This is a genomic window from Pseudomonas sp., assembly GCF_030150285.1.
In the GTDB taxonomy this organism is placed as follows: Bacteria; Pseudomonadota; Gammaproteobacteria; order Pseudomonadales; family Pseudomonadaceae; genus Aquipseudomonas.
Genome location: NZ_JASLGE010000015.1, coordinates 1 through 15135, shown reverse-complemented (window position 1 = coordinate 15135; position 15135 = coordinate 1). Strand labels below are relative to the sequence as shown.

Here is a 15135-nt window from a genome sequence, read left to right as displayed (position 1 = left end):
TGGTCATGGGCGCCATCGTACTGGTAGCGGTCTGATATGAACCTTCGACATTGCGAAAGGAATTGAGCCCGTCATGATTCTGCCTTGGCTAATCCTGATCCCCTTTATCGGCGGCCTGCTGTGCTGGCTGGGTGAGCGCTTCGGCCCTACCCTGCCACGCTGGATTGCGTTGCTGACCATGTCCCTTGAACTTGCCCTCGGCCTTTGGCTGTGGGGTAACGGGGACTACCAACTGGCCCCGAACCCGGGTGCCGATCCGACGTGGGCGCTTGAGTTCAAGCACGTCTGGATCGAGCGCTTTGGCATCAGCGTGCACTTGGCGCTAGACGGCCTGTCGCTGCTGATGATCCTGCTCACCGGCTTGCTGGGTGTGCTGTCGGTCTTGTGTTCCTGGAAAGAAATTCAGCGTCACGTGGGCTTCTTCCACTTGAACCTGATGTGGATCCTGGGCGGTGTTGTGGGCGTGTTCCTGGCCATCGACCTGTTCATGTTCTTCTTCTTCTGGGAAATGATGCTGGTGCCGATGTATTTCCTCATCGCGCTCTGGGGTCATAGCTCGTCGGACGGCAAGAAAACCCGTATTTACGCCGCGACCAAGTTCTTCATCTTCACTCAGGCTTCCGGCCTGATCATGCTGGTGGCGATCCTGGGTCTGGTGTTGGTCAACTACAACGACACCGGTGTGTTGACGTTCAACTACGCCGAGTTGCTAAAGACCAAGATGTCGCTCACCACCGAGTACATCCTGATGCTGGGCTTCTTCATTGCCTTTGCCGTGAAGCTGCCGGTGGTACCGTTCCACTCCTGGCTGCCTGATGCTCACGCTCAGGCACCTACTGCAGGTTCGGTTGACCTGGCCGGTATCCTGCTCAAGACCGCTGCTTATGGTCTGCTGCGTTTCGCCTTGCCGCTGTTCCCGAATGCTTCGGCCGAATTTGCGCCGATTGCCATGACCCTGGGTCTGATCGGGATTTTCTACGGTGCTTTCCTGGCCTTCGCCCAAACCGATATCAAGCGTCTGATCGCCTTCTCCAGCGTTTCGCACATGGGCTTCGTCCTCATCGGTATCTACTCCGGTAGTTTGCTGGCCTTGCAAGGTGCGGTGATCCAGATGCTGGCGCACGGTGTTTCAGCCGCTGCGCTATTTATCCTCAGCGGCCAACTGTACGAACGCCTGCACACCCGTGACATGCGTGAAATGGGCGGCTTGTGGTCGAAAATTGCTTACCTGCCGGCCATTAGCCTGTTCTTCGCTGCGGCGTCGCTGGGCTTACCGGGTACCGGCAACTTCGTCGGTGAGTTCCTGATTCTGATGGGCTCGTTCGCCAGTTTCCCTTGGGTCACGGCGATTGCAACAACCGGTCTGGTGTTTGGTTCGGTCTACTCGCTGATCATGATTCACCGCGCCTACTTCGGCCCGTCCAAGTCTGACGCGGTACTGGCCGGCATGGATGCACGTGAACTGATCATGGTGCTCGGTCTGGCGGTTCTGCTGATTTTCATCGGTGTGTACCCGCAACCGTTCCTCGACACCTCTGCTGCGACCATGAATGGCGTGCAGCAATGGCTCGGCACCGCCTTCACTCAACTCGCTTCGGCCCGGTAAGAGCGCTATGGAATTTACGATCCAACACTTTATCGCGCTTGCTCCACTGCTGATTACCAGCCTCACCGTTGTGGTGGTGATGCTGGCAATCGCGTGGCGCCGCAACCACTCACAGACCTTCCTGCTTTCAGTGGCGGGTCTTAACCTGGCGTTACTGTCGATTTTCCCGGCGTTGAAAGTGGCCCCGCTGGCTGTCACCCCGCTGTTGATGATGGACAACTTTGCTTTTCTGTACATCGGGCTGATTCTGGTGTCCACGCTGGCCTGCGTTACCTTGGCCCATGCGTACCTGGGTGAAGGCGGCACGGGTTATCCGGGCAACCGCGAAGAGCTGTACTTGCTGATTCTGCTGGCTGCGACCGGCGGTATCGTGCTGGTCAGCGCACAGCACCTGGCTGGTTTGTTTATCGGCCTGGAGCTGCTCTCAGTGCCGGTTTACGGTCTGGTGGCCTATGCCTTCTTCAACAAACGCTCCCTGGAAGCCGGTATCAAGTACATGGTGCTGTCGGCGGCCGGTTCTGCGTTCCTGTTGTTTGGTATGGCGCTGCTGTACGCCGAAGCCGGCAGCCTGAGCTTCAGCGGTATCGGGCAGGCACTGGCGTCTACTGGTGCTCCTAGCGCCATTGCTCAGTTGGGCCTTGGCATGATGCTGATCGGTCTGGCGTTCAAGCTGTCCCTCGTGCCTTTCCACCTCTGGACCCCAGACGTGTACGAAGGTGCTCCGGCGCCGGTGGCGGCCTTCCTCGCTACAGCCTCGAAAGTGGCTGTATTTGCAGTGATGGTTCGCCTGTTCCAGATCTCGCCTGCAGCGACCACCGGCGTGATGAGCGACGTACTGACCGTGATCGCGATTGCTTCGATCCTGTTCGGTAACTTGCTGGCCTTGACGCAAAACAACCTCAAGCGTCTGCTGGGTTACTCCTCGATTGCTCACTTCGGTTACCTGGTCATCGCGTTGGTGGCCAGCAAGGGCCTGGCGATGGAAGCCATCGGTGTCTACTTGATCACCTACGTGCTCACCAGCCTGGGTGCGTTTGGTGTGATTACCCTGATGTCCTCGCCGTACAAGGGGCGTGATGCTGATGCACTGTACGAATACCGGGGCCTGTTCTGGCGTCGTCCGTACCTCACCGCTGTACTGACCGTGATGATGCTGTCGCTGGCAGGTATCCCGCTGACAGCCGGCTTTATCGGCAAGTTCTACATCATTGCGACCGGCGTAGAAGCCCACCAATGGTGGCTGGTAGCGTCGCTGATCCTGGGTAGCGCCATTGGCGTGTTCTACTACCTGCGTGTGATGGTGACCCTGTACCTGGTAGAGCCGAAACTGCATCGCCACGACGCTCCGCTGAACTGGGAACAGAAAGCAGGCGGCGTGATGCTGCTGGCTGTATCGATCCTGGTCTTCGTGCTGGGTGTTTACCCGCAACCGATGCTGGAACTGGTGCAACACGCAACGCTGGGCCTGATGGGCTAAAGCGTAACGGTTGCACAAAAAACCCCGTAAAGGCCTTGGCCTTTACGGGGTTTTCTTTTGGCCTGCGCGCTTTTCGCCGTGTTATGAAAAGATCGCGAGCAATCGAGCGTCGACCGGCTGCGCCTACGGATGGCAGCGTTTGTAGGAACGAGCTTGCTCGTGATCTTTTGATCTGGCTTTTGATCTGGCGTTTGATCTAAAAGGGCCCCCTTAAACCACGCTGGCCGAACGCAGGTTTTGCGCAGTGGGTAACCCGGCAGGACGCCGGGTTAGCCGCGACACGGCCAAGGATGGCCGATCGCGGCCGCACATGTGTCAACCATGTGTCCGGTCTGTACAGCCCCATCAAAGTAACACGGCGTAAGGCCGCAACCTTATGTGGCCGTGACCGCAGCAATGGATCAGATTGCTGAACGACAGCGTGGCGTTATAAAGCTTTTAAAGATCAAAAGATCGCGAGCAAGCTCGCTCCTACGGATGGGGCAGATCGCCGACATGCTTTTGATCTAAAAGGGCCCCCTTAAACCACGCAGGCCGAACGCAGGCTTTGCGCAGCGGATAGGATTGCTGAACGACAGTGCGGCGTCGAAGACCGGGCGGCCCCTCCTACAATTGTGCGCACATCACAATATCGGCCTGTGTTTCACTTCGGTTTCAATGCCCTATCGGTACATGCAATAGTCAATGATGTCTTGGCGCAACTCATCGCTCAATCTGTCTATCTGCCGATAGTCACCTTCGTAAGCATGAACATCGACCCATCAGGGCTGGATAATCTCTGGCTTTGGCTTTGCCGTGGGATATTTCATCGTCTCTGCGTGAACTCGCTTCGCAGTTGCGAGGGATTCCCGGCTTGTATAGGCTGGCGCGCCGCCCGCCCATCGATCTGGAAGCCTCTGACCATGCGCCCTGCCCTGACATCCCTATTCCCTGTAGCGCTATTCTGCGCGGCACCCGCCCATGCCGGGGTTCTGGAACTGGACGATATACAGGTCAGCACGCAAGAAAACTCCGAGTTGGATGCAGCCAAAGCAGCACTGGAAGAAGTGCCCGGTGCCAGTAACTTGATCGATCTAAATCGCGTCGAAAACGGTCGCGTGTCCAGTAACAGCGATGTACTGGCTTACCAGCCTGGCGTGTATGCGCAATCATCCGGCAACGATGGCACCAAAGTCTCGGTGCGCGGCTCCGGTATTAACCGGGCACCCGGTGCGCACGGTTCGGGCCTGTATGTCATGTTTGACGGTTTGCCGCTCACCGGGCCGGGGGGGACGCCTTATGAACTGTTCGAACCTCTGTGGCTAAGCCGGGCCGACGTATTACGCGGTGCCAATGGCTTTGATACAGGGGCCCTGGCGCTGGGCGGGTCAATCAACTATGTGACTCACACCGGCTACGACGCTGCCCCTCTGCAGGTGCGGTACGAAACCGGTAGCTATGGCTATCAGAAACGTCAGATCAGTTCCGGGCAGGTTCTCGGGGATCTCGATTACTACGTGGCTCTCACCGACGCCAACACCCACGGCTATCAGGATCACACCCGTGGCAGCAGCAAGGGCATTGCCGCCAACGTGGGCTATCGCTTTAGCCCGCAGTTGGAAACGCGCTTTTACCTGCGGTATCGCGAGACTGATAACGAACTCGCCGGCCGGGTGACCAAAGATCAGATCAAGCACCACCCACGCGCGGCTAACCCGGCCTATGTGAGCCGCGACTACACGCGGCCGCAACCCGGCAGTACGTGGCTGGGTAACAAAACCACGATGTACCTGGACGACGACTCACAACTGGAGGTCGGGCTGGTCTATCACGACTACCCCATGGACCTGCGCGAGGGCGCGTATCGGCTCAAAGTGGCCTACACCGATGCAAGTGGCACATTGAATTACAAGCGCCGCGATACGCTGTTCGGCCTTCAAAGCAAAACGACGGTGGGCCTGCGCAGTACTAAGCACCTGCCTAATAGCGGTGCCTCCGAGTACGTCCGTTTTCCGACCCTCTACCCGGTCGGCACAAAGGCCCGCGACTTCAGCTATCAGGGTTCGGATACAGTGCTGCACGTCGGTAATGATCTGGAACTGACGCCCGACTTGTGGCTGACCACTGGCATGGCGATGATCTATACCCGCCGCGAGAGCGACGTCAGTTACCCGGACAACGGCGGCAAAGTCAGCCAGCACGATTGGGATTACGCACCCCGCGTGGGCCTGCGTTACGAGTTCAACCCGCACCTGCAGGTGTACACCAACCTGAGTCGCTCGGTTGAACCGCCCCACCCATGGTCATTGATCTGGAGTTCACCCTACCGCTTCACCGAGACCGGCAGTGCGGCTTACGACCGGCAAAGCCTGCCAATCGCCATGAGCAATCAGACCGCCACGACTCTCGAAGTGGGCAGCCGTGGCGACGCCTGGGTGGGGCAATGGGACGTGGCGGCTTACTATTCAGCGATCCGCCACGAGTTGCTGACGGTCGAGCTGCAAGCCGCTACCAGCAACGCTGGCGCAATCGTGGGTGAAACCAACGCCAGCCCGACTGTGCACCAGGGTATTGAAGCCGGGCTGAACAGTGTGCTTTGGGAAAATGCGGCAGTGGGCAAGGTCTCCCTGCGCCAAGCCTACACCTACAGCGACTTCCATTTCCGTGATGACCCGCGCTTCGGTGACAACAAGTTGCCAGGCATCCCGCAGCACTACTACCAGGCAGAAGTGCGCTATGACCACCCGCAAGGTTTCTACGCGGGGGTGAACACCCAAGTGGCCTCACGTATGGCGGTGGATTATGCCAACTCGTTTTACGCGTCTTCCTACCGACTGTTCGGTGCAACCCTTGGCTACACCTCACCCAAACAGGACTGGCAAACCTGGTTGGACCTGCGCAACCTCGGCGGCGAGCGCTACGCCGCCACCGTGACACCCGGCTATAACGACCTGGGCAAGGATTTGGCACGCTCCACCCCCGGCGAAGGCCGGGGAGCCTACGTAGGGGTGTCGTACAGCCTGCGATAAAGACGGCAGAGTGATCTAGCCTCGTTGCCCTTCGGCCTCTTCATGGGCATGGCGCAAGCGCTCGCGGCTGTTGGTCAAATGCAGGCGCATGGCAGCACGGGCTGCTTCAGGGTCCTGGCGAGCGATGGCGGCATAAATTTCTTCGTGCTCACGACTCAGCCGGCTCATGTACTGCTGTTGGTCATCATGGGCCAGGCGCGCCGAGTTAAGCCGTGTACGGGGGATAATACTGGTCCCCAGGTGATTCATGATGTCCGTGAAGTAGCGGTTGCCGGTAGACAGTGCAATCTGTAAATGAAACTGGAAATCAGACGACACTGCATCGCCATCACGGGCCGTATTTTCCTGTAGGGCATCGAGCGCCGTGCGCATCGCGCTCAATTGCTCGGCACTGCGGCGTTGAGCCGCCAACCCGGCTGATTCAACTTCCAGGCTGATACGCAGTTCAAGTACGGCCAGCACGTCACGCAGGGTAACAATGGTGGCGGGATCAACCCTAAAACCGCTGGGGCTGGGCGTATCCAGCACGAAGGTACCGATGCCATGCCGTGTCTCAACCTGGCCTGCCGCTTGCAATCGGGAAATCGCTTCACGCACTACCGTACGGCTGACACCATGCGCTTCCATGATCGCGGACTCGGTGGGCAACTTGTCACCGCGCTTGAGCAAACCATCGCGGATCTGCTCAGACAGCGCCGTCACCAACTCCTGCGCGAGGCTGCGGCGTTTGCGAGGAAGACGAGGCAGGTCGTTTGGGTTATCCATGGTGGACATTGTTCTCAGGTCAAAAATCGGGAGGTATGATCCCTCTTATCATAGCTCAAGGCGGTTGTACGATCACCTGTTGACTTACTATGCCGGCCCATCTCGACATTTCACAGTTTGAATTTATGACTGACACTGCGTTGACACGCCTCTTGCAAGACGCAAAAAACTGACAAGGTCATACGACGACACATAACAAATTCACATTCGCTGAAGCTCAGGGTTGTGCATTAATCGCCACAGCTCAAAGCATAGATCCAGGTCAACATCAGGACGCTTACGCTCCACTACCATCGCGCCCTTTTCTGAACGATCTCGCCATGGCCCTTGCAAAACCCGAACTCCTAGCCCCTGCAGGCACACTGAAAAACATGCGTTACGCCTTTGCCTATGGTGCCGACGCCGTGTACGCGGGCCAGCCGCGTTATAGCCTGCGGGTACGCAATAACGAATTTGACCATGACAACCTGGCTACCGGCATAGCGGAAGCGCAGGCCCAAGGCAAGCGTTTTTATGTCGTCGTAAACATTGCACCGCATAACGCCAAGCTGCGCACCTTCCTCAAAGATTTGGAGCCCGTGATCGCCATGGGACCAGATGCGCTGATCATGTCTGATCCGGGCCTGATCATGCTGGTACGCAAACACTTCCCACACATGCCCGTTCATTTATCCGTTCAAGCCAATACGGTGAACTGGGCCAGTGTCGAATTCTGGAAGGCGCAGGGATTAAGTCGCATCATTTTATCCCGCGAACTGTCTCTGGAAGAAATTGAAGAAATTCGCCAGCACGTACCTGACATGGAGCTGGAGATTTTCGTGCATGGCGCTCTGTGCATGGCCTACTCCGGCCGCTGCCTGCTATCGGGGTATATGAACAAGCGCGATGCCAATCAAGGCAGTTGCACCAACGCCTGCCGCTGGAAATACGAGGCTACGCCCGCTGCAGAGAATGAGCTGGGCAATATTGTGAATGTCGTTGAGCCAACGCTTGGCATGGGTACACCAACCGAAAAGGTGTTCGTGTTGCACGAGTCTCAACGCCCGGATGAACCCATGTCTGCGTTTGAAGATGAGCACGGCACCTACATCATGAACTCTAAAGACCTGCGCGCCGTGCAGCACGTGGCTCGCCTGGCTGAGATGGGGGTTCACTCGCTAAAAATCGAAGGCCGTACCAAATCTCACTTCTATTGCGCCCGGACCACCCAGGTGTATCGCAAGGCTATTGATGACGCTGTGGCCGGCCGTGAGTTTGACCGCAGCTTGATGACGGATCTAGAGTCGCTGGCACAACGAGGTTATACAGAAGGGTTTTTACGTCGCCATGTTCACGATGAGTACCAAAACTATCTACATGGCAGCTCACTGTCCCATCGCCAACAGTTTGTAGGGGAGTTGACGGGCGAACGCCGCAACGGTCTGGCAGAAGTCACCGTCAAAAATCGCTTTGCAGTGGGCGACCATCTTGAACTGATGACGCCTCACGGCAATTATCACTTTGACCTGAACCAGTTGCTAAACAGTGCGGGCTTGCCCGTGCTTGTCGCGCCAGGTGATGGCCATACGGTGTACCTGCCAATTCCCGAACAAGTAGACCTGAGGTACGCCCTGCTAATGCGGGACTTGACGGTGAGTGAAACGCTGGAGCGGTAAAACACCCTCCCCCGTCCTCTCCCGAGAGGGCGGGTGAAGGCTGCTGCAGCCCCTCAGTCTCTGAACACTTCATCCAGCAAGTTGTGCATGGCGGTAAACGCACGGTTAGCGGTTTTTTCGTCGTACATCATTTTGCCCGGCACATTGGCATGCGGGTCAGTGAAAGAATGCACTGCACCGCCATAACTGATCAGTTGCCAATCGATACCGGCCGCATTCATCTCGTCTTCAAACGCTGGTAACTGATCCTTGCCCACCAAGGGATCGGAAGCGCCGTGTAGCACCAGCACCGAGCCCTTGATGCTCTGAGCATCAACCGGGTTAGGTGTATCGAGCGTGCCGTGGAAAGACACCGCCGCTTTCAATGGCGCACCGCTGCGCGCCAACTCCAGCGAACAGCACCCGCCGAAACAAAAACCGAAGGTCGCCAGCTTATTGGGATCAACCTTGGCCTGCTCCTGATTTTTCAGCACGTCATAAGCTGCCCACATGCGCTTGCGCAACAAGGCCCGGTCATTTTTCAAGGGCATCATCGCCGCCCCCGCCTGGTCGGCATTGGTGGGACGACTGCCTTGCCCATACAAGTCAGCGATCAAGACCACATAGCCCTGTTCAGCCACTGACTTGGCGATCTCTTCAGCACCTGCACCAATGCCCATCCAGTTAGGTGCCATCAGCAAGCCCGGGAGCGGATCTTCACGGCTGGGGTCAAAGGCCAAGCGAGCTTCAAAAGGCTGGTCATCGATGCGATAGACCACAGACATGACGGTGATGGGTTCCATGTAAAACTCCTGAATTCGAAACGAAAAAAAACCCGCCGAAGCGGGTTTTTATAGCGCGGTTAGACCGACAACTCTACTAACAATTTGTTTAGACGACGGACATAGGCCGCTGGGTCTTTCAAGCTGTCACCGGCTGCCAGCGCAGCCTGATCAAAGAGGATGTGCGACAGGTCGTCAAAACGCTCTTCGCTTTGCTCCGCATCCAGTTTTTCGATCAGCGGGTGAGCCGGGTTGAATTCGAAGATTGGCTTGGAGTCCGGCACTTTTTGACCGCTGGCTTCCAGAATCTGGCGCATTTGCAGGCCCAGATCTTGTTCACCAATCGCCAGAATGGCTGGCGAGTCGGTCAGACGGTGCGAGACACGTACTTCGCTGACGCTTTCACCCAGCGCAGACTTGATACGTTCAACCAGACCTTCTTTGGCCTTGGCGACTTCTTCAGCAGCCTTCTTGTCTTCTTCCGAATCAAGGTTGCCCAGGTCGAGATCACCACGCGCCACATCAACAAAAGTTTTGCCATCGAACTCGCTGAGGTAGCTCATCAGCCACTCATCGATGCGGTCAGTCAGCAGCAGCACTTCGATGCCTTTCTTGCGGAAGACTTCCAGGTGCGGGCTGTTTTTAACCTGCGCATAGGTTTCGCCAGTGAGATAGTAGATCTTGTCCTGACCTTCCTTGGCGCGGGCCAGATACTCAGTCAGCGAAACATTTTGCTCGCCATCGTCGCCGTTGGTTGACGCAAAACGCAGCAGGCCAGCGATTTTTTCCTTGTTGGCAAAATCTTCAGCAGGCCCTTCTTTCATCACCTGGCCAAAGTTCTTCCAGAACCCCTGATATTTCTCAGGCTCGTTCTTCGCCAGTTTCTCTAGCATGTCCAACACACGCTTGGTCAGAGCCGACTTCATGGAGTCGATGATCGGATCTTTCTGCAGGATTTCCCGCGATACGTTCAGCGATAGGTCATTGGAGTCGATTACACCCTTGATAAAACGCAGGTACAACGGCAGGAACGACTCAGCCTGATCCATCACGAATACACGCTGCACGTACAGTTTCAGGCCTTTAGGCGCTTCACGCTGGTACAGATCAAACGGGGCACGAGCCGGTACATAAAGCAGTGAGCTGTATTCCAGCTTGCCTTCAACCTTGTTGTGGCTCCAGGCCAATGGATTTTCGTAGTCATGAGCGATGTGCTTATAGAACTCTTGGTATTCCTCGTCGCTCACTTCAGTGCGAGGACGGGTCCACAGAGCGCTGGCGCGGTTAACGGTTTCCCATTCCAGTGCCGGTGCTTCTTCACCTTCGGCTGCGGCCTGCTCTTTAGGCAGCTCAATCGGCAAGGCGATGTGGTCAGAGTACTTTTTAATGATATTGCGCAGACGCCAACCATCCGCAAACTCATCGTCGCCAGCTTTCAAGTGCAACACAATCTTGGTGCCGCGCTCCGCTTTCTCGACGTTTTCAACTTCAAACTCGCCTTCGCCTTTGGAAGACCAGTGCACACCTTCGCTTGCAGGCGTACCGGCACGACGACTGTAAACGTCCACTTTGTCGGCAACGATAAAGGCCGAGTAGAAACCCACGCCAAATTGACCGATCAGGTGTGAATCTTTTTTCTGATCGCCCGACAGGTTTTTCATGAAATCAGCGGTGCCCGATTTCGCGATCGTCCCCAAGTGGGTAATCACGTCATCACGGCTCATGCCGATGCCGTTGTCTTCAAGGGTGACGGTGTTAGCCGCCTTGTCGAAGCTCACACGGATTTTAAGCTCGGCACCGCCTTCCAGCAGTTCAGGCTTGGACAGTGCTTCAAAACGTAATTTGTCGACAGCGTCAGAGGCGTTCGAGATCAGTTCGCGAAGGAAGATTTCCTTGTTGGAGTACAGCGAATGGATCATGAGGTGCAGCAGTTGCTTGACCTCGGTCTGGAAGCCCAGGGTTTCTTTTTGAGTTTCCACGCTCATTGTTATCAAACTCCGATTGGATGGCATAAACCACGCCCGAGAGGGTTGGCGGCGAGATGTCATGAAAGTTGGGGGCTAAGGCCAGGATTTCAAGGCCTGATGAATTCACCCGTCTTTTTTAACAGGCTGAAGTCATGTGCCGGAGGTACTTATATATGTCAGGACATGGAACTTAAGCGAGCGGCCTGCGCTCAAACGCCCCGTAGAGACACTCATAAGGAGAAACACTTTCATGCGAAATACTATTGCTGTTGCCTTGATGTTGACTGCCTCGCTTGGCCTCGCTGCCTGCGACAAAAAATCCGAAGAAAAGGCCCAAGACGCTGCTCAGCACTCCGAGCAGGCCCAGGAAAAAATGTCTGAAGCACAAGACAAAGTAAACGAAGCCGCCAAAGAGAACACAGAAGCGGCAAAAGCCCAGGCTGAATCTGACGCTGCCGCCGCAAAAGAAGCGGCTGAAACAGCTCCTGAGCCAACACCGGAAAGCAAATAATCCGGTATTGGCAGCGCGTACAAAAAAAGCCCTGTATCTCATCGATACAGGGCTTTTTAATGGCTTCAACCTACGCTTTTGGCGAGTTGAACACTCAAGCAAGTGCTTCTTGGCGCTTACCCAGCAAACGGTCGCAAATCACAGCACCCAACAGGGTCACGAGGCAAGGCACCAACCACGCCAAGCCCTGGTCGCTAAACGGCATGTTCGCCAATTGAGCGGGAATCCAGTCCGCCAGACCAGCTCCCTTAAGTGCATCAATCGTACCGAAAATCAGCGATACCAGCATGACCGGGCCAACGATGCGCGTCTGGGCATGCCACAGGCCTTTGCAGAAGCTCAACGCGACCAACACGATGCACGGCGGGTAGATGGCCGTCAGCAGCGGAATTGAGAAGGCGATCAGCTTGGTCAAGCCGAGGTTGGACACAACCAACGAGAACACGGCAAGAATGACCACCAGCGCCCTGTAGGACAGTGGTAACACCTTGCTGAAATACTCGGCACATGCGCAGGTCAGGCCGACGGCCGTCACCAGACAAGCCAAGGCGATCAGCACGGCGAGAAAGCCACTTCCGAGCGAGCCAAAGGTATGCTGTACATAAGCGTGAAGTACCGCGGCACCATTGGTCGCGCCCGCCGCCACTTCATGGCTACCTGAGCCCAGACGGAACAGGCTGACGTAAACCAGCGCCAGGCCCACACCGGCTATCAACCCCGCAATAATGGCATAGCGGGTAATCAGTTTCGGCGACTCCACACCACGGGAGCGGATCGCGTTAACGATGACGATACCGAACACCAGCGCGCCCAGGGTATCCATCGTCAAGTAACCATTGATAAAACCCTGAGAGAACGGTGACGACACATACTCGGGGGTAGCGACACCAATATCACCGGCAGGCAAGGCAAATGCGGCAATGCCCAAAATGGCCAAAGCGATAATTTTCAACGGCGCTAAAAACCGGCCAACAGTGTCCAGCAAGCGGCCTGGGTACAACGACACGAAAAACACGATCAGGAAGTACACTGAGCTGTACAGAAAGAGCGCCAGCGGACTTTCACCGGTCAGCGGTGCCAAACCTACTTCGAACGATACGGTGGCTGTACGTGGGGTAGCGAACAATGGCCCCACCGCCAGGTAAGCAACCGCTGCAAGCAAGCCGCCCGCTATTTTGCCGATAGGGCTGCTAAGCGCATCCATACCACCGCCCACTTTGGCCAGTGCGACAACAGTGATGACCGGCAGGCCTACGGCAGTAATCAAGAAGCCCAGTGCGGCGACCCAAACATTCGGTCCAGCCTGCAAACCAACGATTGGCGGAAAAATGATGTTGCCGGCACCAACGAACAGAGCAAACGTCATAAAACCAAGTGCCAGGATGTCCTGGCCTTTCAATACTTTCATTACAGAATTACCACACTACTGAATCGGATTTTAGAAGGGAAATTTCCCGTGCGGATGTGGGAAATGCTGTTGGTCTGTATGAGTCCAACCCGTCTAGCGCGCGGCTTCCTTGTGGGACTCCAACGCAGAAACGCAGATTTGGCGGCAAGACTACCGATTTTTTTTCTGTGACGCACTGTTACAGAGCGGACTGTCCGATGAACGCATGCAGTTGTCGCTTTGTTGACATCGAAAAATGAATCAGTGTGATTTTCCTACATGAGTATTCCCGTATCACTGTAGGAGCGAGCTTGATCGCGATCTTTTAAAAGATCAAAAGATCGCGAGCAAGCTCGCTCCTACAGATATTCGGGTTGCCCAAAACGCACAAAGGCCACCCTAAGGTGGCCTTTGCCTGGTGTAGCAGTCAGCTAAGCGCGTAGCTTATTTGACAGCCCAGCCAGTCAGCTCGGAGAGAGCCTTGCCGATATCTGCCAGCGAACGCACGGTTTTAACACCTGCGTCTTCCAGAGCAGCAAACTTCTCGTCTGCAGTGCCCTTGCCGCCAGAGATGATTGCGCCAGCATGGCCCATGCGCTTGCCAGCAGGGGCAGTCACACCAGCGATGTAGGAAACAACTGGCTTGGTCACGTTTGCCTTGATGTAGGCAGCCGCTTCTTCTTCTGCCGAACCGCCGATCTCACCGATCATCACGATTGCTTCGGTCTTCGGGTCTTCCTGGAACAGCTTCAGGATGTCGATGAAGTTCGAGCCAGGGATCGGGTCACCACCGATACCAACGCACGTCGACTGACCAAAACCGGCATCAGTGGTTTGCTTCACAGCTTCGTAAGTCAGGGTGCCGGAACGCGACACGATGCCTACTTTGCCTGGCAAGTGAATGTGACCCGGCATGATGCCGATCTTGCACTCGCCCGGGGTGATCACGCCTGGGCAGTTAGGGCCGATCAGGGTAACACCCAGTTCGTCGCACTTAACTTTAGCATCCAGCATGTCCAGGGTAGGAATGCCTTCAGTAATGCAAACGATCAGCTTGATGCCGCCGAATGCTGCCTCCAGGATGGAGTCCTTGCAGAAAGGAGCCGGAACGTAGATCACGCTGGCAGTTGCGCCAGTGGCTGCTACAGCGTCTTTCACGGTGTTGAACACGGGCAGACCCAAGTGCTCGGTGCCGCCTTTGCCAGGGGTTACGCCGCCAACCATCTTGGTGCCGTATTCGATGGCTTGCTGGGTGTGGAAGCTACCTTGCGAACCAGTGATGCCCTGGCAGATAACTTTGGTGTCTTTATTGATCAGGACGCTCATTACTTGCCCTCCGCAGCTTTAACAACTTGTTGAGCAGCGTCGGTCAAGCTGGTAGCAGCGATGATGTTCAGGCCGCTGTCTGCCAGTACTTTAGCGCCCAGTTCAGCGTTGTTGCCTTCAAGGCGCACAACCACCGGGATTTTCACGCCGACTTCTTTCACTGCGCCGATGATGCCTTCAGCAATCATGTCGCAACGAACGATGCCGCCGAAAATGTTAACCAGTACTGCCGCGACATTGCTGTCGGACAGAATGATTTTGAACGCTTCAGTTACGCGTTCTTTAGTTGCGCCGCCACCTACGTCGAGGAAGTTGGCTGGCTTGCCGCCGTGCAGGTTAACGATGTCCATGGTACCCATGGCCAGACCGGCACCGTTTACCATGCAGCCGATGTTGCCTTCCAGCGCTACGTAGTTCAGTTCGAACTGGGCAGCGTGCGCTTCGCGCGGATCGTCTTGCGACGGATCGTGGAAAGTTTTCAGCTTGGGCTGACGGTACATGGCGTTTGCGTCGATGTTGATTTTTGCATCGAGGCAGTGCAGGTCGCCGTCAGTCTTGATAACCAGCGGGTTCACTTCCAGCAGGGCCAGATCGTGATCCTTGAACAGTTTGGCCAGACCTACGAAGATCTTGGCGAACTGAGCAACTTGCTTGCCTTCCAGACCCAGCTGG

General features: G+C 56.1%; 10 protein-coding genes and 1 pseudogene. 5 read left to right on the top strand and 6 right to left on the bottom strand.

Translation table 11 applies throughout. The features are described 5' to 3' along the window. Positions 1-73: 73 nt before the first annotated feature. From nuoM to Q1W15_RS02255, 3 genes are all read left to right on the top strand, one after another. Entirely contained in the window at positions 74-1606 is a 1533-nt protein-coding gene (nuoM, locus tag Q1W15_RS02265; RefSeq protein WP_300719965.1) for an NADH-quinone oxidoreductase subunit M, read from the top strand. A 7-nt stretch (positions 1607-1613) separates the two neighbouring features. Then, positions 1614-3083, top strand: a complete 1470-nt coding sequence (gene nuoN / locus Q1W15_RS02260) for an NADH-quinone oxidoreductase subunit NuoN (protein WP_300719964.1) — start codon at positions 1614-1616, stop codon at positions 3081-3083. A 902-nt stretch (positions 3084-3985) separates the two neighbouring features. Beyond that, positions 3986-6091, top strand: coding sequence for a TonB-dependent receptor (locus Q1W15_RS02255; RefSeq protein ID WP_300719963.1), 2106 nt, complete (start codon positions 3986-3988; stop codon positions 6089-6091). Between the two features lie 15 nt (positions 6092-6106). On the opposite strand, the gene Q1W15_RS02250 is transcribed toward Q1W15_RS02255, so the two are convergent. Further along, positions 6107-6856: a FadR/GntR family transcriptional regulator gene (locus tag Q1W15_RS02250; RefSeq protein WP_300719962.1), complete on the bottom strand. Its 750-nt coding sequence runs from the start codon at positions 6854-6856 to the stop codon at positions 6107-6109. 320 nt (positions 6857-7176) lie between these two features. Here Q1W15_RS02250 and yegQ point away from each other — a divergent pair, with 320 nt between their 5' ends. Next, on the top strand, positions 7177-8511 hold the full coding sequence (gene yegQ, locus Q1W15_RS02245) for a tRNA 5-hydroxyuridine modification protein YegQ (protein ID WP_300719961.1): 1335 nt from the start codon (positions 7177-7179) through the stop codon (positions 8509-8511). A 53-nt stretch (positions 8512-8564) separates the two neighbouring features. Here the strand turns inward: yegQ and Q1W15_RS02240 are convergent, their stop codons facing one another. Continuing rightward, a complete protein-coding gene (locus Q1W15_RS02240; protein ID WP_300719960.1) occupies positions 8565-9293 on the bottom strand; it encodes a dienelactone hydrolase family protein in 729 nt (242 codons plus the stop codon). A 59-nt stretch (positions 9294-9352) separates the two neighbouring features. Then, positions 9353-11257, bottom strand: coding sequence for a molecular chaperone HtpG (htpG, locus tag Q1W15_RS02235; RefSeq protein ID WP_300719959.1), 1905 nt, complete (start codon positions 11255-11257; stop codon positions 9353-9355). A gap of 232 nt (positions 11258-11489) precedes the next feature. Between htpG and Q1W15_RS02230 the strand changes: the two genes are divergently transcribed. Continuing rightward, complete coding sequence (locus tag Q1W15_RS02230; RefSeq protein ID WP_300719958.1) at positions 11490-11750, top strand: hypothetical protein; 261 nt, start codon at positions 11490-11492, stop codon at positions 11748-11750. 94 nt (positions 11751-11844) lie between these two features. Here the strand turns inward: Q1W15_RS02230 and brnQ are convergent, their stop codons facing one another. The 3 genes and pseudogenes from brnQ to sucC form a co-directional block, all read right to left on the bottom strand. Beyond that, on the bottom strand, positions 11845-13158 hold the full coding sequence (gene brnQ / locus Q1W15_RS02225) for a branched-chain amino acid transport system II carrier protein (protein WP_300719957.1): 1314 nt from the start codon (positions 13156-13158) through the stop codon (positions 11845-11847). A 423-nt stretch (positions 13159-13581) separates the two neighbouring features. Further along, complete coding sequence (gene sucD / locus Q1W15_RS02220; RefSeq protein ID WP_055104070.1) at positions 13582-14463, bottom strand: succinate--CoA ligase subunit alpha; 882 nt, start codon at positions 14461-14463, stop codon at positions 13582-13584. Beyond that, positions 14463-15135: pseudogene (sucC, locus tag Q1W15_RS02215) on the bottom strand (succinate--CoA ligase subunit beta); the annotation flags it as partial. The gene sucD and the pseudogene sucC, both read right to left, overlap by 1 nt.

Bases quoted from the DNA above. Each gene is read 5' to 3' on its own strand.
- nuoM (WP_300719965.1), top strand. From the start codon at position 74: ATGATTCTGCCTTGGCTAATCCTGATCCCCTTTATCGGCGGCCTGCTG.
- htpG (WP_300719959.1), bottom strand. From the start codon at position 11,257: ATGAGCGTGGAAACTCAAAAAGAAACCCTGGGCTTCCAGACCGAGGTC.
- yegQ (WP_300719961.1), top strand. From the start codon at position 7,177: ATGGCCCTTGCAAAACCCGAACTCCTAGCCCCTGCAGGCACACTGAAA.
- Q1W15_RS02230 (WP_300719958.1), top strand. From the start codon at position 11,490: ATGCGAAATACTATTGCTGTTGCCTTGATGTTGACTGCCTCGCTTGGC.
- Q1W15_RS02240 (WP_300719960.1), bottom strand. From the start codon at position 9,293: ATGGAACCCATCACCGTCATGTCTGTGGTCTATCGCATCGATGACCAG.
- nuoN (WP_300719964.1), top strand. From the start codon at position 1,614: ATGGAATTTACGATCCAACACTTTATCGCGCTTGCTCCACTGCTGATT.
- sucD (WP_055104070.1), bottom strand. From the start codon at position 14,463: ATGAGCGTCCTGATCAATAAAGACACCAAAGTTATCTGCCAGGGCATC.
- brnQ (WP_300719957.1), bottom strand. From the start codon at position 13,158: ATGAAAGTATTGAAAGGCCAGGACATCCTGGCACTTGGTTTTATGACG.
- Q1W15_RS02250 (WP_300719962.1), bottom strand. From the start codon at position 6,856: ATGGATAACCCAAACGACCTGCCTCGTCTTCCTCGCAAACGCCGCAGC.
- Q1W15_RS02255 (WP_300719963.1), top strand. From the start codon at position 3,986: ATGCGCCCTGCCCTGACATCCCTATTCCCTGTAGCGCTATTCTGCGCG.